Consider the following 14,951-nt stretch of genomic DNA (forward strand, 5'->3'; position numbering starts at 1 on the left):
ATAGATTTAAAAAAATGTTTTAAACTTGAAGCTTATATGTATTGATTCAATACATTTATCTTTTTCTTTGTTTATTGTTACTTTTCTTATTTTTATTCCTTTGTTCCTTATTGATTTATACAATTGATCTAAAGTCATAAATCTTTTGTCTGAATTTACCTTTATTAAAGGTGGAAAATCATAACAAAAATGATTTTTGAAATTACTCAATGTAATTTTATCCTCAGAAATTGAATACATCAATTCTGTAAATTCACTTTCGCTAACGGTTTTTATAACCGAAGGAACTAATTTTATCGTTTCAGCTTCTGGTAAAGCCCTAACCAAAGTATCTGGTCGTACTTCCACAGTCTTCTTTCTCTTCTTTTCAACTTTAGTTGGCGTTTTCGAAACCACAACAATATCGCTAAATTTAATATTTTTTTTATCACCATTAACAACTAATGAAACTGTTTTCACTCCAATAGTTCTAAAAGTATATTTTGGATTTTTAGACTTACTATCTACTTTTCCACTTTCTCCAAATCTCCATTCCCAAGTTTCTCCATTATTTGTTTTATCCTGAAACTGAACTAACTCACCTTGAGTAACTCTAGTTGGTGAATCAAAATCTACCTCTAGTTTTTCCTTAATTATAACAACTTTAGGAAAAACTTGTACAGTTTTCTCAATTTCACAAGTTTCATTAATCAAAAGTTTCACTTTATATTTACCTGGCTTCGTAAAAACATGCCCAATTTTAGACTTATATGATATATCAGTACCATCTCCAAAATACCAACGCCAAGAAAAGGAACTGCTAGAATTTTCGGAAAAAGTAACCAATTCACCTACAGTAAATTCAGCTGCTTCTACCTTAAAATCAGTCACTTCACAAGTCACTTCATTTGCTTTTTGGAATGCTAGTAATAAACATGAGAAGACAAAGATTGATATAAAAAAGATAATTATTTTAAAATCAAAATGGGTTTTAATCTGGCTTTTAGTATTCATTAATTTATAGTTATCTTAAATTCTTAAATAAAGAACACTCCAAATATATAAAAAAAAAATCTAGTTCATATTCATTCTATTTTACATTTTATCAATGTTAACAAAAAAAAATAAAAAAATAAAATTTTATTATGCATGCATAGTATTTTGTGATTTTTTTTTAGTAAATTCGTAACCTTGAAATATATATAATTTTAATTTAAAAATAAATGAAAATATTAGTTTGCATCAGCCATGTACCTGATACTACATCAAAAATTAACTTCACAAATAACGATACTGAATTTGATACTAATGGTGTACAATTTGTAATTAACCCAAATGATGAGTTTGGTTTAACAAAAGCAGTTTTATTAAAAGAACAACAAGGAGCATCGGTAACCGTTGTTAATGTTGGTGGTCAAGACTCAGAAGCTACCCTTAGAAAGGCATTAGCAATTGGAGCAGACGAAGCTATTCGAATTAACGCTAACCCTACTGACGGAATGTTTGTTGCAAAACAACTTGCTGAAGTAGTAAAACAAGGTGGCTTTGATTTAGTAATTGCAGGAAAAGAATCATTAGACTATAATGGAGGTATGGTTCCTGGAATGCTTGCTGGAATTCTTGGACACAACTTTATAAACTCTTGTATAGGTTTAGAGATTGACGGTACTAACGTAAAAGCCTCAAGGGAGATTGACGGTGGTAAAGAAACGCTTTCAACTACATTACCTTTAATCATTGGTGGTCAAAAAGGGTTAGTAGAAGAAAAAGAATTAAGAATACCGAACATGAGAGGAATCATGATGGCACGTTCAAAAGCATTAACAGTTAATGAACCAACTGGAGATAGCAATGCAACAAAAGCTGTGAAATTCGAAAAACCAGCTCCAAAATCGGCAGTTAAATTAGTAAATGCAGATAATTTAGATGAATTAGTAAATTTATTACATAACGAAGCTAAAGTAATCTAATTATAACGTTTTTCATGTTTTGGTTATCCAGCCAAACTTTTAAACCATTATTCATTTTAAACTAAAAAATATGTCAATCTTAATATACGCTGAATCAGCAGAAGGAAAATTTAAAAAAGTAGCTCTTGAACTTGCTTCATACGCAAAAAATGTAGCTGACAAAATAGGAACAACTGTAACCGCAATAACAGTTAATAACTCAGATAATTCTGAATTAGCAAAATACGGAGTAACTAAGGTTTTAAAAGTATCAAACGATAAATTAACTACTTTTAACGCAAAAGCATATGCAGATGTTATCAAGCAAGCTGCTGAAAAAGAAAGTAGCAAATTAGTTGTTTTATCTGCTTCAACAGATAGTTTATACCTTGCTCCATTAGTAGCAATTAGTTTAAATGCTGGCTACGCATCAAATGTTGTCGCTTTACCAGAAAGTACTTCACCTTTTCAGGTAAAAAGAACCGCTTTTTCAAACAAAGCATTCAATATTACAGAAATTACTACAGATGTAAAAGTTATCGGAATAGCTAAAAATTCATTTGGATTAGCAGAATCTGCTGTAACAATAACAGAAGAAGACTTTGCCGCTACTTTAAATGATGCCGATTTCGGAGTTAAAGTTGAAAACATTGAAAAAATAACTGGAAAAGTAACAATCGCAGATGCAGAAATTGTTGTTTCTGCAGGTCGTGGAATGAAAGGACCAGAAAACTGGGGAATGATTGAAGAATTAGCTTCAGTACTTGGTGCTGCAACTGCTTGTTCTAAACCAGTTTCAGATATTGGATGGAGACCTCACAGCGAGCACGTTGGACAAACAGGAAAACCTGTTGCTGCAAATTTATATATTGCTATTGGAATTTCTGGAGCAATTCAACACATTGCTGGAATCAACTCTTCTAAAGTAAAAGTTGTAATCAACACAGACGCTGACGCACCATTCTTTAAAGTTGCAGATTATGGAATTGTTGGTGATGCTTTCGAAGTTGTACCACAATTAATCGAAAAATTAAAAGCATTCAAAGCTAATAACGCATAATTTTAGCTGTTTAAAAATATATTATATTAAAATTAGAGTTATCTTTGTTTAGATGGCTCTTTTTTTTATTTTTGGAGCGCAGTGGCTTGCGCTTTTCTGCAAACCATTTTCCTGCTGTACACTTCAATCTGTTTTATAAGTATTAAGCATACTCATAAAGCAGGATTTACGTTTCCATCAGGGCTAAATTAGTAACATCTGTAACATAATAAAATCTTTAAGTACATATCTATGGGTAGATACTTAATATAAATTGGAAAATGAGTTTAGTAAAATTAACAATAAAAGGCATTTCGTACAGCCAAACACAAAATGGTGCCTACGCCCTCATATTAAATGAAGTAGACGGAGAGAGAAAATTACCAATTGTTATAGGTGCGTTCGAAGCACAATCAATTGCAATAGCCTTAGAAAAAGAAATAAAACCACCTCGCCCACTCACACACGATTTATTCAAAAATTTCGCAGACCGATTCGATATTATTGTAAAACAAGTAATCATTCACAAACTAGTTGATGGTGTTTTCTTTTCCAGTATTATTTGCGAAAGAGACAAAATTGAAGAAATTGTAGACGCAAGAACATCAGATGCAATTGCCTTAGCACTTCGTTTTAGTGCTCCAATATTTACTTATAAAAATATTTTAGACAAGGCTGGGATATACCTAAAGATAAATCCATCAGAAACCGAAGAAAACAAAGACACAGACGATATACTTTCTGTACCTGAGACCTTTGGTTCCGAAGAAGAAACACCTCAAAAAACAGATGATTTTTCAGGTAATACACTCCAAGAATTACACACAAAACTAGATGAAGCTGTTCAAAATGAAGATTATGAAAAAGCAGCAAAAATAAGAGACGAAATCTCTAAAAAAGAATCCTAATCCAAACGTATCAAAATGCTAAAAAATATTTTTTTATTAGTTACACTTGCCTTTTCGCTAACAAATATTAGTGCTCAAGAAATTGAAAAAAAATGGCAATCAAAAAATGCATCGAGTGATTTTCTTGAATTGAAAGAGGGCACATATAATCTAAAACTTACTTCAGATAGCATCTCTCAAAATGGAGATTATTTAATACAAGATAAGTTTCTTTTTCTTTTCGAAAACGACTCCGATTCGCCAACAAAACGTTTTGTTATAGATACAAAAACAGACTCTACACTAACTTTAAAAAAAGGCGATAAAGCCTATTCATTTTTCTCATCTAACAAAGCAAAAGAAACTGTTCCAAACGCTACTTTAATTGCAAGTACTGGTCTAACAGGTATGGGAATTGCAAGAGGAATACTTGGAATGATAGCATTATTAGGAATTGCATTTCTTTTTAGCGCCAATAGAAAAGCTGTAAATTGGAAAACGGTCGCAATAGGTTTGGGAGCACAATTAATTCTTGCAATTGGAGTATTAAAAATCTCATTTGTTAAAACTGCTTTTGAATTTGTAGGTAATCTATTCGTACTTGTACTTGATTTCACAAGAGCTGGTAGTGAATTTTTACTTGGAGGAATGATGAACGTGGAAAGCTTCGGTTTCATTTTCCTATTTCAAGTTTTACCAACAATTATATTCTTTTCCGCATTAACTTCATTATTATTCTACTTAGGAGTAATTCAAATTGTAGTTAAAGGGCTAGCTAAAGTTTTAACAAAACTACTTAACATTTCAGGAGCAGAAAGCTTATCTGTTGCAGGAAATATTTTCCTAGGACAAACAGAAGCACCTTTAATGATAAAAGCCTACCTAGAGAAAATGAATAAATCAGAAATGCTATTAGTAATGGTTGGAGGAATGGCAACCGTTGCTGGAGGTGTTCTTGCTGCTTATATTGGGTTCTTAGGAGGAAACGACCCTGTGCTTAGATTAGAATTTGCGAAACACTTATTAGCTGCATCAGTAATGGCTGCACCAGGAGCAATTGTTATCTCAAAAATATTATACCCTCAAACCGAAAGCATAGACACAAATGTAGAAGTGTCAAAAGAAAAAATTGGTTCTAACATTTTAGACGCAATATCTACAGGGACAACTGAAGGTTTAAAACTTGCTGCCAATGTTGCTGCGATGTTATTAGTATTTATTGCTTTTATCGCAATGATAAACTACACACTTGGATGGATTGGAGATTGGTCTGGTTTAAATAGCGTAATTACTACAAACACACCATACTCAAAATTCTCATTAGAAACTATATTAGGATTAATTTTCTCTCCATTAATGTGGTTAATTGGAGTTGCAACAGACGACATGATGCTTATGGGACAGTTATTGGGAATCAAATTAGCTGCCTCTGAATTTGTTGGATATATTCAATTAGCAGAATTAAAAGATATGTCTAGCAATATTCACTTTACCTATGAAAAGTCTGTTATAATGGCAACATATATGCTATGTGGTTTTGCAAACTTTGCTTCTATCGGAATTCAAATTGGTGGAATTGGTTCATTAGCACCTAACCAAAGAAAGACATTGTCAGAATTTGGTCTGAAAGCAGTAATTGGCGGAAGCATTGCTTCTTTATTATCTGCAACTATTGCTGGAATGATTATAGGGTAACCATTTCTAAATTCTAACTTCTAAATTCTAATTTTAAAATGCAACAATATCACGATTTAGTAAAACATGTATTAGCAAACGGAAACCAAAAAGGTGATCGTACAGGAACAGGAACCATAAGTGTATTTGGTTATCAAATGCGATTTGATTTAAGCGAAGGTTTTCCAATGGTTACTACAAAAAAGCTACACTTAAAATCAATCATACATGAATTATTGTGGTTTTTAAAAGGAGATACAAATATTAATTACCTAAAAGAAAACGGAGTTAAAATCTGGGATGAATGGGCAGATGAAAATGGAGACTTAGGACCCGTTTACGGACATCAATGGAGAAGCTGGAACAGTGAAGAAATCGATCAAATTTCTGAAGTAATCCAAACACTAAAAACAAATCCAAATAGCAGAAGAATGCTCATTTCTGCTTGGAATCCAAGTGTTTTACCCGACACATCCGTTTCTTTTTCAGAAAATGTTGCAAATAACAAGGTTGCCCTTCCTCCTTGTCATGCCTTTTTTCAATTTTATGTAGCAGACGGAAAATTAAGTTGTCAATTATACCAACGTAGTGCAGATATCTTCTTAGGCGTACCATTCAACATTGCATCCTACGCTTTACTAACAATGATGATTGCACAGGTTTGTGATTTAAAACTAGGTGATTTCGTGCATACTTTTGGTGATGCTCACATTTACAACAACCATATTGAACAATTAGAATTACAATTATCTCGCGAATGTCGTCCGTTACCCACAATGAAATTGAATTCTGAAATTAAAAATATTTTCGATTTCAAATTTGAAGATTTCACATTAGAAGGATACGATCCTCATCCACATATTAAAGGAGCTGTTGCTGTTTAAAACTCGTTTTATGAAAAAGATTTTACTTTTATTTTTATTTGTTTCATTTTTTGGTTTTTCCCAGATTGAAATTGAAACTACTGATATTAATTCTGAAAATAAGGAAGTGAGTATTTCCGTTATAGAAGAGATTCCATTATTTAAAGAATGTGAAAAATCTGAAAAAGAAAAACACATTGAATGTTTCAATGAAATGATTCAAAATCACATTAAAAGTAATTTTAATTACCCTATTTTAGCTGCAAAATATGGAATACAAGGAACAGTTCTTATTCAATTCATTATTGGCAAAGAAGGAAAAATAACTAGTATTACATCTAAAGGACATCAATTGCTAACTGATGAGGCAGAGAGAATTATTGGTTTAATACCTCAATTAAAACCAGGAAAACAAAGAGGAAAACCAGTAAATGTAAGATACGGTTTACCAATAACATTCAAACTTCAGTAATCAATTAGCCATTTAGCGGTAAATTTAATGAAAAAAAATCTGTTTTTTTCTACTTATCACATCTTCAATCTTTTCTGAAGAAGAAGGTTTCTCAAAAATTTTTTCAAACTTCGATAGTATTCAAAAGAAAGTAATTAACTTTTAAACTTTAATAAACTATAAAAAGCTATTATTTTCTTAAAAAAAAGACCTCCTTTTTTTTTCATTATTCTTTATTGTGTTATTTTTAACAAAAATGTATTCAACTACCAAAACAACACATTAAAAATGAAAAAAATCACACTTCTAATTGTAATACTATTGTCATTCAACAATAGTTATTCTCAATTTTGGAAAAAGAAAAAAACAAATAAAATAGAAACTACTACTCCTACAGAAAAAAAGAAGGACGATAAAATAAAAGAATACATAAGTGTAATTACAAAAGAAGCAAAAACTTCAAACGGATTGTTCAAAGTTCATAAAGTCATTGACAAATACTATTTTGAAATCCCGAACAATCTACTAAACAAAGACATGCTTTTAGTAAGCAAATTTGCTAAAGTACCAGAAGGTTTAGGTGGCGGCTATGTTAATGCAGGAACAGAAATGAACACCCAAATGATAATTTGGGATCGATTTGAAGATAAACTTTTAATAAAAGTAAAATCAGCAAATAGCATTGCCAATGACAGTCTTCCAATAAACATATCGGTTAAAGCCAACAACAACGAGGCTACGCTTTACGCATTCGATATTGCTGCTTTTTCAAAAGATTCAACTAACATTGTTATTGATGTAACGAAATTTTTCTCAACAGACATTAAAGCGATAAGTGGTTTATCTCCAGGAATTCGTGAGGCTTACAAAGTAAAAAACTTAGATGAAAGCAGAAGCTTCATTAATTACATCAAAGCATTTCCTTTAAATATTGAAATACTCCAAGATTTCACTTACAATGCAGCAAAGCCATCTGTATTAGAAAATACAGAAACCATAAGTATTCACATGAGTCAATCCATGATACTTCTTCCAGAAATCCCTATGAAGCCAAGACTATTTGACTCACGCGTTGGTTGGTTTACTTTAAACAAATACGACTATAATAGTGAAGAGTTAAAATCAGACAGAAAAACATACATTAGGCGTTGGAGATTAGAACCGAAAGATCCTGAAGCATACGCAAGAGGTGAATTAGTTGAACCTATAAAACCAATAGTTTATTATATCGACCCAGCAACACCAGAAAAGCTTAGGTCATACATAAAAAAAGGAGTTGAAGAATGGCAAAAACCATTTGAAGCTGCTGGATTCAAGAATGCAATCATAGCCAAAGATCCACCTACAAAAGAAGAAGATCCTGATTTTAGTCCAGAAGATATTCGTTATTCAGTAATTCGCTATGTAGCGAGCGCAACTAGAAATGCAATTGGGCCAAGTATATCCGATCCAAGAACTGGAGAAATAATTGAAAGTGACATTATTTGGTACCACAATCACCTACGTTCTTATAGAAATAGGTATCTTTTAGAAACAGGAGCTGCAAATCCTTCAGCAAGAACACTTCACACCAATGAAAAAGAGTTAGGAGAAATGATGCAAATGGTAATCGCACACGAAGTGGGTCATGCTTTAGGTTTTCCACACAACATGAGTGCTAGTTGCGCTTACAATGTAGAAGACTATCGAAAACCTGCTTTTACTAAACTTAACGGGATTTCAGCCAGCATAATGGATTATGCTAGATACAATTATATTGCTCAACCAGGAGATAAAGATGTTCGTTTCATTAGACAAATGGGGCCTTACGATACATATGCGGTGAATTGGGGATATCGATTAATATCGAATTCAAAAACACCAGAAGACGAAATACCAACACTCGACAAATGGATACTAGAAAAAGAAGGTAATCCAATTTATGAATTTGGAAAACAGTCAAGTAACTTCGATCCCTATTCACAAACTGAAGACATTGGTAATGACGCTGTAAAAGCAAGTACTTATGCCCTAAAAAATTTAAAAATTGTTGCTAAAAACTTACCAGAATGGACAAGCGAAGAAACCAACAACTACGAAGACCTTGAAGAATTATATGGAGAACTACTTTCAGTTTGGAGTAGGTATATAGGACACGTTGTAACGTATATAGGAGGTGTTAATGAACTAGAAAAAAAACCAAATCAATCTGGAGCTGTTTATAATATCATTTCTAAAGAGAAACAAGAAGATGCTGTAAAATGGTTAATTGAAAATGCTTTTTCAAATCAAAATTGGTTAGTTGATACAGCTATTTTAAATAAAATTACTCCCGACGGTTACAATCAAAAATTATTAAACTACCAAAGGAGACATTTGAATAATTTAATAAGCATTGAGAGATTGGGAAGATTATTAGATGCCGAATTTGTAGACACAAAAAACTACAAAGCTTTAGAGTTATTATCCGATGTTAGAAAGGGAATTTGGAAAAACAATAATTCAAATAATGATCTTGACATTACAGAAAGAAACATTCAAAAACTACATTTAGATCGATTAATTTCGCTGTATGAAGATGACAAATCAAATCATAGTTATAATGTTGCTTTATCTGATGTAAAATCTTTATTATATGGAGAATTACTAGCACTAAAAGCTGACTTGAACAAGACAAAAAACTTGACAAGAAATCTCGAAACTAAATATCATTTCCTTGAATGTATAAACAGAATTGAAAAAAGTATAGAAAACAAATAATATATTTAATTTATTCACCAAATACCTGATACAAGAATACCTTATGAGTTTGTATCAGGTATTTCTATGTTACAAGCTATTAAAAATAAAAATCACTATCAAAAAAACTTAATTCAACACAACAAAACAAAAATTTAACACAAGATCAAAACCTAGAACAAACCCTTAAAACACTAAAGAATCATCCGTATTTTCAATGAAAACTAAAGAAAATACTATTTTTTAATATATTTATTTTAATAAAACACAATAATTCTATTTATATTTTTTGTACATTTAAGTTACAAACACTCGATTTAGCACAACTAAATAAAATTTGGCTCGTTTTTTGTAAAGACATTTACAGAGAATGCAAAATAATATTTATTTAAATGGTTTTCAGGCTTTTATTAAAAAAAAAGTTATTATTTTTGATGAAAATTTAGTCTTAACTAAATAGTTTTATTATTTTTGCGCTCGTTTTTCAGGAATTTATAAAAAATTAAAAGAGAATTATGAAGAGAATTATTTTACTGTTATTATTAACTGTAAGCCTATCAGGGTTTAGCCAAGTCATCACTTTTTCAGAGTATGACGATTTCCTAAAAAAGCACGTATCTAGTAAAGGTATTGTAGATTTTGACAAGGTGTTAAAAAACATCAAAGACATTAACACCATTACTTACAATTTTTCTAAAATTTCACCAAACAAAAGTTGGTCTCCTGCAGAAGTAAAAACTTATTGGATTAATGTTTATAATGCTAATATTATTAAATTATTAGCAGAAAATTATCCTATAAAAAGTATTAATTATATTAGAGACCCATTTAAAATGGATTTCATCGACTTTGATGGAGGAAAAATTTCACTTGATTATATTCAACATGAAATTTTAAGACCAATGAACGATCCTAGAGTTCATTTTGCAATATTTTCAACAGCTATTTCATCCCCTTTATTAAGAAACACAGCATATACTTCAAACAGTATTGATTATGATCTAGATGTTGCAACTAGTCTATTCATAAATGATGCTTCAAAAAATATTCTTGGAACCGCTTCTTCTCAATTATCTAAAGTATTTGAGTGGTATTTCACAGATTTTATTGGACACGTTACTATTGTAGACTTCATTAATAAATACTCAACTACACATATTAGTGCAGAAACCAAACTTACTTTTTCAGAATACGACTGGAATTTATATAAATAATATTAAAATATTACATACCTTATGCCTGTTTGATTTTCTTAATCAAACAGGCATTTTTATTTACATTATTTCATTAAAATGAAAACACAAGTCAGTAATCAGCAGGTTTTTTTTAGCAACAACAAAACAAAAGATATCAATTTCAGAATTGAACAACTTAAAAAGCTTAAAAGTATTATTCAAGAAAATGAATCACTTTTAAACAAGGCTATCTATCTTGATTTCAAGAAATCTTCTTTCGACAATTACACAAATGAGCTTAGCTTAATCTACAAAGACATTGATGAAGCTGTAAAAAAAATAAAAAAATGGTCTAGTAAAAAGTCTGTCCGAACCAATATCGTCAACTTACCTGCCAAAAGCTATATCATTCCCGAACCCTTAGGAACAACACTTATAATTGGAGCTTGGAACTATCCTTACCAATTATCATTCTCTCCTGCCGTAGCAGCTTTAGCCGCAGGAAACACAGTAATACTAAAACCAAGTGAATTAGCCAAAAACACAAGTCAAGCAATAGCCAAAATTGTCAATGAGAATTTTAGTCCCAATTATTTTTTAGTAATAGAAGGTGGAATACCAGAAACCACAGCCTTACTAGATGAAAAATTCGACAAAATATTCTTTACAGGAAGTGTTCCTGTTGGAAAGATAGTCTATCAAGCGGCTGCAAAAAACCTTACTCCTGTTACTTTAGAATTAGGAGGAAAAAGCCCCGCAATTATGACTAAGAATAGCAATTTAAAAATAGGTGTAAAAAGACTAATTTGGGCAAAATTCTTAAATTCTGGACAAACCTGCATTGCACCAGATTATGTATTCGTCCATGAATCCATAAAAGAAAGCTTTTTATCCGAATGTAAAGTGGCAATAGAAAAATCAAATTATAGCTTTGAAAACAATAATTACGTTCAAATAATCAATAAAAGAAACACAAATAGACTTATCGATTTAATAGAAGAAGAAAAAATCTTTTACGGTGGCAATTATAATATCAACGAAAGATACATACAACCTACTTTACTTCATAACATCAATACAAACGACAAAGTAATGAATAATGAAATATTTGGACCAATTCTTCCAGTCTTAACTTATAACAACATTCAAGAAACTATCGATTATATTAAATCCAAACCAAAACCTCTCTCTTGCTATGTTTTTACAAATGATAAAAAAACAAAAGAAAGAATACTAAATGAAATATCTTTTGGGAATGGTGCTATAAATGATGCTATAATGCAAATAACAAATGACAAGCTTCCTTTTGGAGGTGTTGGAGAAAGCGGAATTGGATCATACCACGGAGAAGAAGGTTTCAAAACATTCTCACATTACAAAAGTATTTTAGAAAAATCAACATGGTTTGAGCTAAATCTTAAATATTTTCCTCAAACTTTAAGAAAATTAAAAATAATCAAGTTTCTTTTAAAATTTTAAACAATTAATTTAGCAAAAATTTAAACCATGATTACAATTATAGCTGCTGCTGCTGAAAATGATGCATTAGGAAAAGACAACGATTTAGTATGGCATTTACCTAACGATTTTAAAAGATTCAAATCTTTAACAACAAACCATTACATTATAATGGGTAGAAAAACTTTTGAAAGCTTCCCTAAACCATTACCAAACAGAACACATATTATAATTACTAGACAAGAAGACTACATTGTACCTGAAGGATGCTTTACTACAAATAGTTTAAATAAAGCAATATCAATTTGCCCAAAAGACAAAGAAACCTTCATAATTGGTGGAGGACAAATCTACAAGCAATCAATGGAACTTGCTGATAAAATTGAATTAACACGTGTACACACCGAAGTTGAGGCAGATACTTTTTTTCCAAAAATAGACGATCAAAACTGGGAATTAACAGAAAGTATTTTTCATCCTAAAGATGAAAATCATCAATTTGATTTCACTTATCTAACTTACATTAGAAAATGAAAATATAATTCGTATTTTTGCACATCATAAAAACACAATAATGTCTAAAAACATAACTCCATATAAAGATTCAGAATTAGGTAAAAAAGAACAAGTTGCACAAATGTTCGATTCTATTTCCGGTAATTATGACGGATTAAATCGTGTAATTTCTTTTGGAATCGATATCAAATGGCGAAAAAAAGTTTTAAAAATAGTCGCAGATAAGAAACCTAAATCAGTTCTTGATATTGCCACTGGAACAGGTGACTTAGCCATATTAATGACAAGTACTTCTGCTGAAGAAATAATAGGCTTAGATATTTCTGCAGGAATGCTAGAAGTAGGAAAGAAAAAAATCAAAGACAAGAATTTAGATCAAAAAATACAAATGGTACTAGGAGATAGCGAAAGCATTCCTTATCCAGATAATTATTTTGACGCAATAACAGTAGCTTTTGGAGTTCGTAATTTTGAAAACCTAGAAAAAGGATTAACTGAAATCTTAAGAGTTTTAAAACCCAATGGAGTATTTGTTATCCTAGAAACTTCTGTTCCAACGAAATTTCCATACAAACAAGGATATGCTATTCACTCAAAATTTGTTCTGCCAATTATAGGAAAACTCTTCTCAAAAGACAAATCTGCCTATAAATACCTATCCGATTCTGCAAATATTTTCCCTTTTGGAGAGGCTTTAAACAATATTTTAAGAAAAATTGGGTTTATAGATGTAAAGCATTTACCTCAAACATTTGGAGTAGCAACAATTTATCAAGCCTCTAAAAAATAATATGAAGAAAAGTATATTTTTATTTTTAATAACCGCAATAGGTTATGCCCAAGGTGGTATGTTTGGAAAAGACCCTATTATTAACCAAGAAAATTTCGATAAACAAAAAGTTCATTGGGGATATTATTTAGGATTCAATAGCCTTGATTTCAAGTTTGATTACTTAAGCCCAACGGAAGATGTGAAATCTGAAACAACAACAGGGTTTAATGTTGGTCTTGTTGGAAACCTTAGACTTATGGAATATGTTGATCTTCGTTTTGAACCAGGATTAGTAATTACACAAAGAAACTTAACTTTCCCAGGTTTTGAAAACCAAAGAGATGCATTAAGAGAAGTAAAATCTACATACATACATTTCCCTTTACTACTTAAACTTTCATCAAAGCGCACAGGAAACATTAGACCATACTTGCTTACAGGAGTTTCTACTACATTAAACTTAGGAAGTAATTCAGATGCACCAGATGACAATTATAACGATCGTTTTAGAGTAAAAAAATGGACTAACAATTATGAATTAGGTTTCGGAATTGACTTATATCTTGAATACTTCAAATTCTCACCTTCAATTCGTGGAGTTTTTAGCATGAACGATGAACTAATTAGAGATAATACAGCCGATAGTCCATGGACAGGAAACATTCAATCTATGAAAACTAGAGGAATTTTTATAAATTTCACTTTTCATTAAATTATCGTCTAAACTCACTCAAAATAATTGCCGTTGCTGTCGCTACGTTTAAACTTTCAGTTTGTTTAAGCTTACCAAATCTAGGAATGGCAATTCTTTTTGATATTAACTCTTCAACTTGTTTACTAATACCATTAGCTTCATTACCCATTACAATTACACCTTCATTTGGCATTTTTTGTTGGTAGATATTCTCTCCATCCATAAAAGTTCCAAAAACTGGTAAATCAATTTTGTTTAACGATTCAATTAAATTAGCATAAATAACATTAACTCTGCTTATTGAACCCATTGTAGCTTGCACCACCTTAGGATTATACACATCTACAGTTGCTTCAGAACAAATTAAAGTCTCAATCCCAAACCAATCGCAAAGACGAATTATTGTCCCTAAATTACCTGGATCACGAACATCATCTAGCATTAATATCAAACCAGAATTAACCAATTCCTTTTCTAACGGAATCTTAAAAAGAGCTAAACAATCATTAGGCGTGGTTAAAGCGGTGATTTTTTTAAGCTCATTTTCAGTAATGGTATGAAATTTTAATTTATCAACCGATGGAAATGAAACATCAGTAGAAAACAAAACTTCTAATTCATAATTTGCATCTAACAATTCTTGAATTACTTTTTTACCTTCTGCTAAAAATAATTGATGTTGCTTTCTATATTTTTTTTGTTGTAAACTTGTAATAAGTTTAATTTGGTTTTTACTAACCATAAAAATTGTATTTTTGACTAACTATTTTATATTA

At 30.9% G+C, this 14,951-nt stretch carries 14 protein-coding genes; 12 read left to right on the plus strand and 2 right to left on the minus strand.

Features of this window, described 5'->3' with window-relative positions:
- Nucleotides 1-6: 6 nt before the first annotated feature.
- Nucleotides 7-993 carry a PKD domain-containing protein gene (locus L2Z92_RS02940; RefSeq protein ID WP_236457357.1) on the minus strand — a complete coding sequence of 329 codons (987 nt, stop codon included), beginning with the start codon at nucleotides 991-993 and terminating at the stop codon, nucleotides 7-9.
- 209 nt (nucleotides 994-1,202) lie between these two features.
- Here L2Z92_RS02940 and L2Z92_RS02945 point away from each other — a divergent pair, with 209 nt between their 5' ends.
- The 12 genes from L2Z92_RS02945 to porT all read left to right on the plus strand — a co-directional run bounded on the left by L2Z92_RS02945 (nucleotide 1,203) and on the right by porT (nucleotide 14,193).
- Nucleotides 1,203-1,949, plus strand: a complete 747-nt coding sequence (locus L2Z92_RS02945; RefSeq protein WP_236457358.1) for an electron transfer flavoprotein subunit beta/FixA family protein — start codon at nucleotides 1,203-1,205, stop codon at nucleotides 1,947-1,949.
- 70 nt (nucleotides 1,950-2,019) lie between these two features.
- Nucleotides 2,020-2,988, plus strand: coding sequence for an electron transfer flavoprotein subunit alpha/FixB family protein (locus tag L2Z92_RS02950; protein WP_236457359.1), 969 nt, complete (start codon nucleotides 2,020-2,022; stop codon nucleotides 2,986-2,988).
- A 260-nt stretch (nucleotides 2,989-3,248) separates the two neighbouring features.
- Complete coding sequence (locus L2Z92_RS02955; RefSeq protein ID WP_236457360.1) at nucleotides 3,249-3,875, plus strand: bifunctional nuclease family protein; 627 nt, start codon at nucleotides 3,249-3,251, stop codon at nucleotides 3,873-3,875.
- A 15-nt stretch (nucleotides 3,876-3,890) separates the two neighbouring features.
- On the plus strand, nucleotides 3,891-5,549 hold the full coding sequence (locus L2Z92_RS02960; protein WP_236457361.1) for a NupC/NupG family nucleoside CNT transporter: 1,659 nt from the start codon (nucleotides 3,891-3,893) through the stop codon (nucleotides 5,547-5,549).
- A gap of 38 nt (nucleotides 5,550-5,587) precedes the next feature.
- Complete coding sequence (locus tag L2Z92_RS02965) at nucleotides 5,588-6,412, plus strand: thymidylate synthase (protein WP_236457362.1); 825 nt, start codon at nucleotides 5,588-5,590, stop codon at nucleotides 6,410-6,412.
- A 10-nt stretch (nucleotides 6,413-6,422) separates the two neighbouring features.
- Nucleotides 6,423-6,863, plus strand: coding sequence for an energy transducer TonB (locus tag L2Z92_RS02970; RefSeq protein ID WP_236457363.1), 441 nt, complete (start codon nucleotides 6,423-6,425; stop codon nucleotides 6,861-6,863).
- A 267-nt stretch (nucleotides 6,864-7,130) separates the two neighbouring features.
- Nucleotides 7,131-9,581 carry a zinc-dependent metalloprotease gene (locus L2Z92_RS02975; RefSeq protein WP_236457364.1) on the plus strand — a complete coding sequence of 817 codons (2,451 nt, stop codon included), beginning with the start codon at nucleotides 7,131-7,133 and terminating at the stop codon, nucleotides 9,579-9,581.
- Nucleotides 9,582-10,075: 494 nt separating this feature from the next.
- Nucleotides 10,076-10,774, plus strand: a complete 699-nt coding sequence (locus L2Z92_RS02980; RefSeq protein WP_236457365.1) for a DUF547 domain-containing protein — start codon at nucleotides 10,076-10,078, stop codon at nucleotides 10,772-10,774.
- A 78-nt stretch (nucleotides 10,775-10,852) separates the two neighbouring features.
- Entirely contained in the window at nucleotides 10,853-12,214 is a 1,362-nt protein-coding gene (locus L2Z92_RS02985; protein ID WP_236457366.1) for an aldehyde dehydrogenase, read from the plus strand.
- Between the two features lie 27 nt (nucleotides 12,215-12,241).
- The gene (locus tag L2Z92_RS02990; RefSeq protein WP_236457367.1) at nucleotides 12,242-12,727 is read left to right on the plus strand and encodes a dihydrofolate reductase; all 486 of its coding nucleotides are present in this window, start codon (nucleotides 12,242-12,244) and stop codon (nucleotides 12,725-12,727) included.
- 40 nt (nucleotides 12,728-12,767) lie between these two features.
- Nucleotides 12,768-13,499, plus strand: a complete 732-nt coding sequence (gene ubiE / locus L2Z92_RS02995; RefSeq protein ID WP_236457368.1) for a bifunctional demethylmenaquinone methyltransferase/2-methoxy-6-polyprenyl-1,4-benzoquinol methylase UbiE — start codon at nucleotides 12,768-12,770, stop codon at nucleotides 13,497-13,499.
- A 1-nt stretch (nucleotide 13,500) separates the two neighbouring features.
- The gene (porT, locus tag L2Z92_RS03000; RefSeq protein WP_236457369.1) at nucleotides 13,501-14,193 is read left to right on the plus strand and encodes a type IX secretion/gliding motility protein PorT/SprT; all 693 of its coding nucleotides are present in this window, start codon (nucleotides 13,501-13,503) and stop codon (nucleotides 14,191-14,193) included.
- Between the two features lies 1 nt (nucleotide 14,194).
- Here the strand turns inward: porT and L2Z92_RS03005 are convergent, their stop codons facing one another.
- The gene (locus L2Z92_RS03005; protein ID WP_236457370.1) at nucleotides 14,195-14,917 is read right to left on the minus strand and encodes a TrmH family RNA methyltransferase; all 723 of its coding nucleotides are present in this window, start codon (nucleotides 14,915-14,917) and stop codon (nucleotides 14,195-14,197) included.
- Nucleotides 14,918-14,951 lie beyond the last annotated feature (34 nt).

Origin of the sequence: Flavobacterium jumunjinense (assembly GCF_021650975.2) — a bacterium.
Taxonomy (GTDB): Bacteria; Bacteroidota; Bacteroidia; order Flavobacteriales; family Flavobacteriaceae; genus Flavobacterium; species Flavobacterium jumunjinense.

What these genes read in the sequence shown, in the direction of transcription:
- L2Z92_RS02940 (WP_236457357.1), bottom strand. Translation starts at nt 993, where the DNA reads ATGAATACTAAAAGCCAGATTAAAACCCATTTTGATTTTAAAATAATT.
- L2Z92_RS02945 (WP_236457358.1), top strand. Translation starts at nt 1,203, where the DNA reads ATGAAAATATTAGTTTGCATCAGCCATGTACCTGATACTACATCAAAA.
- L2Z92_RS02950 (WP_236457359.1), top strand. Translation starts at nt 2,020, where the DNA reads ATGTCAATCTTAATATACGCTGAATCAGCAGAAGGAAAATTTAAAAAA.
- L2Z92_RS02955 (WP_236457360.1), top strand. Translation starts at nt 3,249, where the DNA reads ATGAGTTTAGTAAAATTAACAATAAAAGGCATTTCGTACAGCCAAACA.
- L2Z92_RS02960 (WP_236457361.1), top strand. Translation starts at nt 3,891, where the DNA reads ATGCTAAAAAATATTTTTTTATTAGTTACACTTGCCTTTTCGCTAACA.
- L2Z92_RS02965 (WP_236457362.1), top strand. Translation starts at nt 5,588, where the DNA reads ATGCAACAATATCACGATTTAGTAAAACATGTATTAGCAAACGGAAAC.
- L2Z92_RS02970 (WP_236457363.1), top strand. Translation starts at nt 6,423, where the DNA reads ATGAAAAAGATTTTACTTTTATTTTTATTTGTTTCATTTTTTGGTTTT.
- L2Z92_RS02975 (WP_236457364.1), top strand. Translation starts at nt 7,131, where the DNA reads ATGAAAAAAATCACACTTCTAATTGTAATACTATTGTCATTCAACAAT.
- L2Z92_RS02980 (WP_236457365.1), top strand. Translation starts at nt 10,076, where the DNA reads ATGAAGAGAATTATTTTACTGTTATTATTAACTGTAAGCCTATCAGGG.
- L2Z92_RS02985 (WP_236457366.1), top strand. Translation starts at nt 10,853, where the DNA reads ATGAAAACACAAGTCAGTAATCAGCAGGTTTTTTTTAGCAACAACAAA.
- L2Z92_RS02990 (WP_236457367.1), top strand. Translation starts at nt 12,242, where the DNA reads ATGATTACAATTATAGCTGCTGCTGCTGAAAATGATGCATTAGGAAAA.
- ubiE (WP_236457368.1), top strand. Translation starts at nt 12,768, where the DNA reads ATGTCTAAAAACATAACTCCATATAAAGATTCAGAATTAGGTAAAAAA.
- porT (WP_236457369.1), top strand. Translation starts at nt 13,501, where the DNA reads ATGAAGAAAAGTATATTTTTATTTTTAATAACCGCAATAGGTTATGCC.
- L2Z92_RS03005 (WP_236457370.1), bottom strand. Translation starts at nt 14,917, where the DNA reads ATGGTTAGTAAAAACCAAATTAAACTTATTACAAGTTTACAACAAAAA.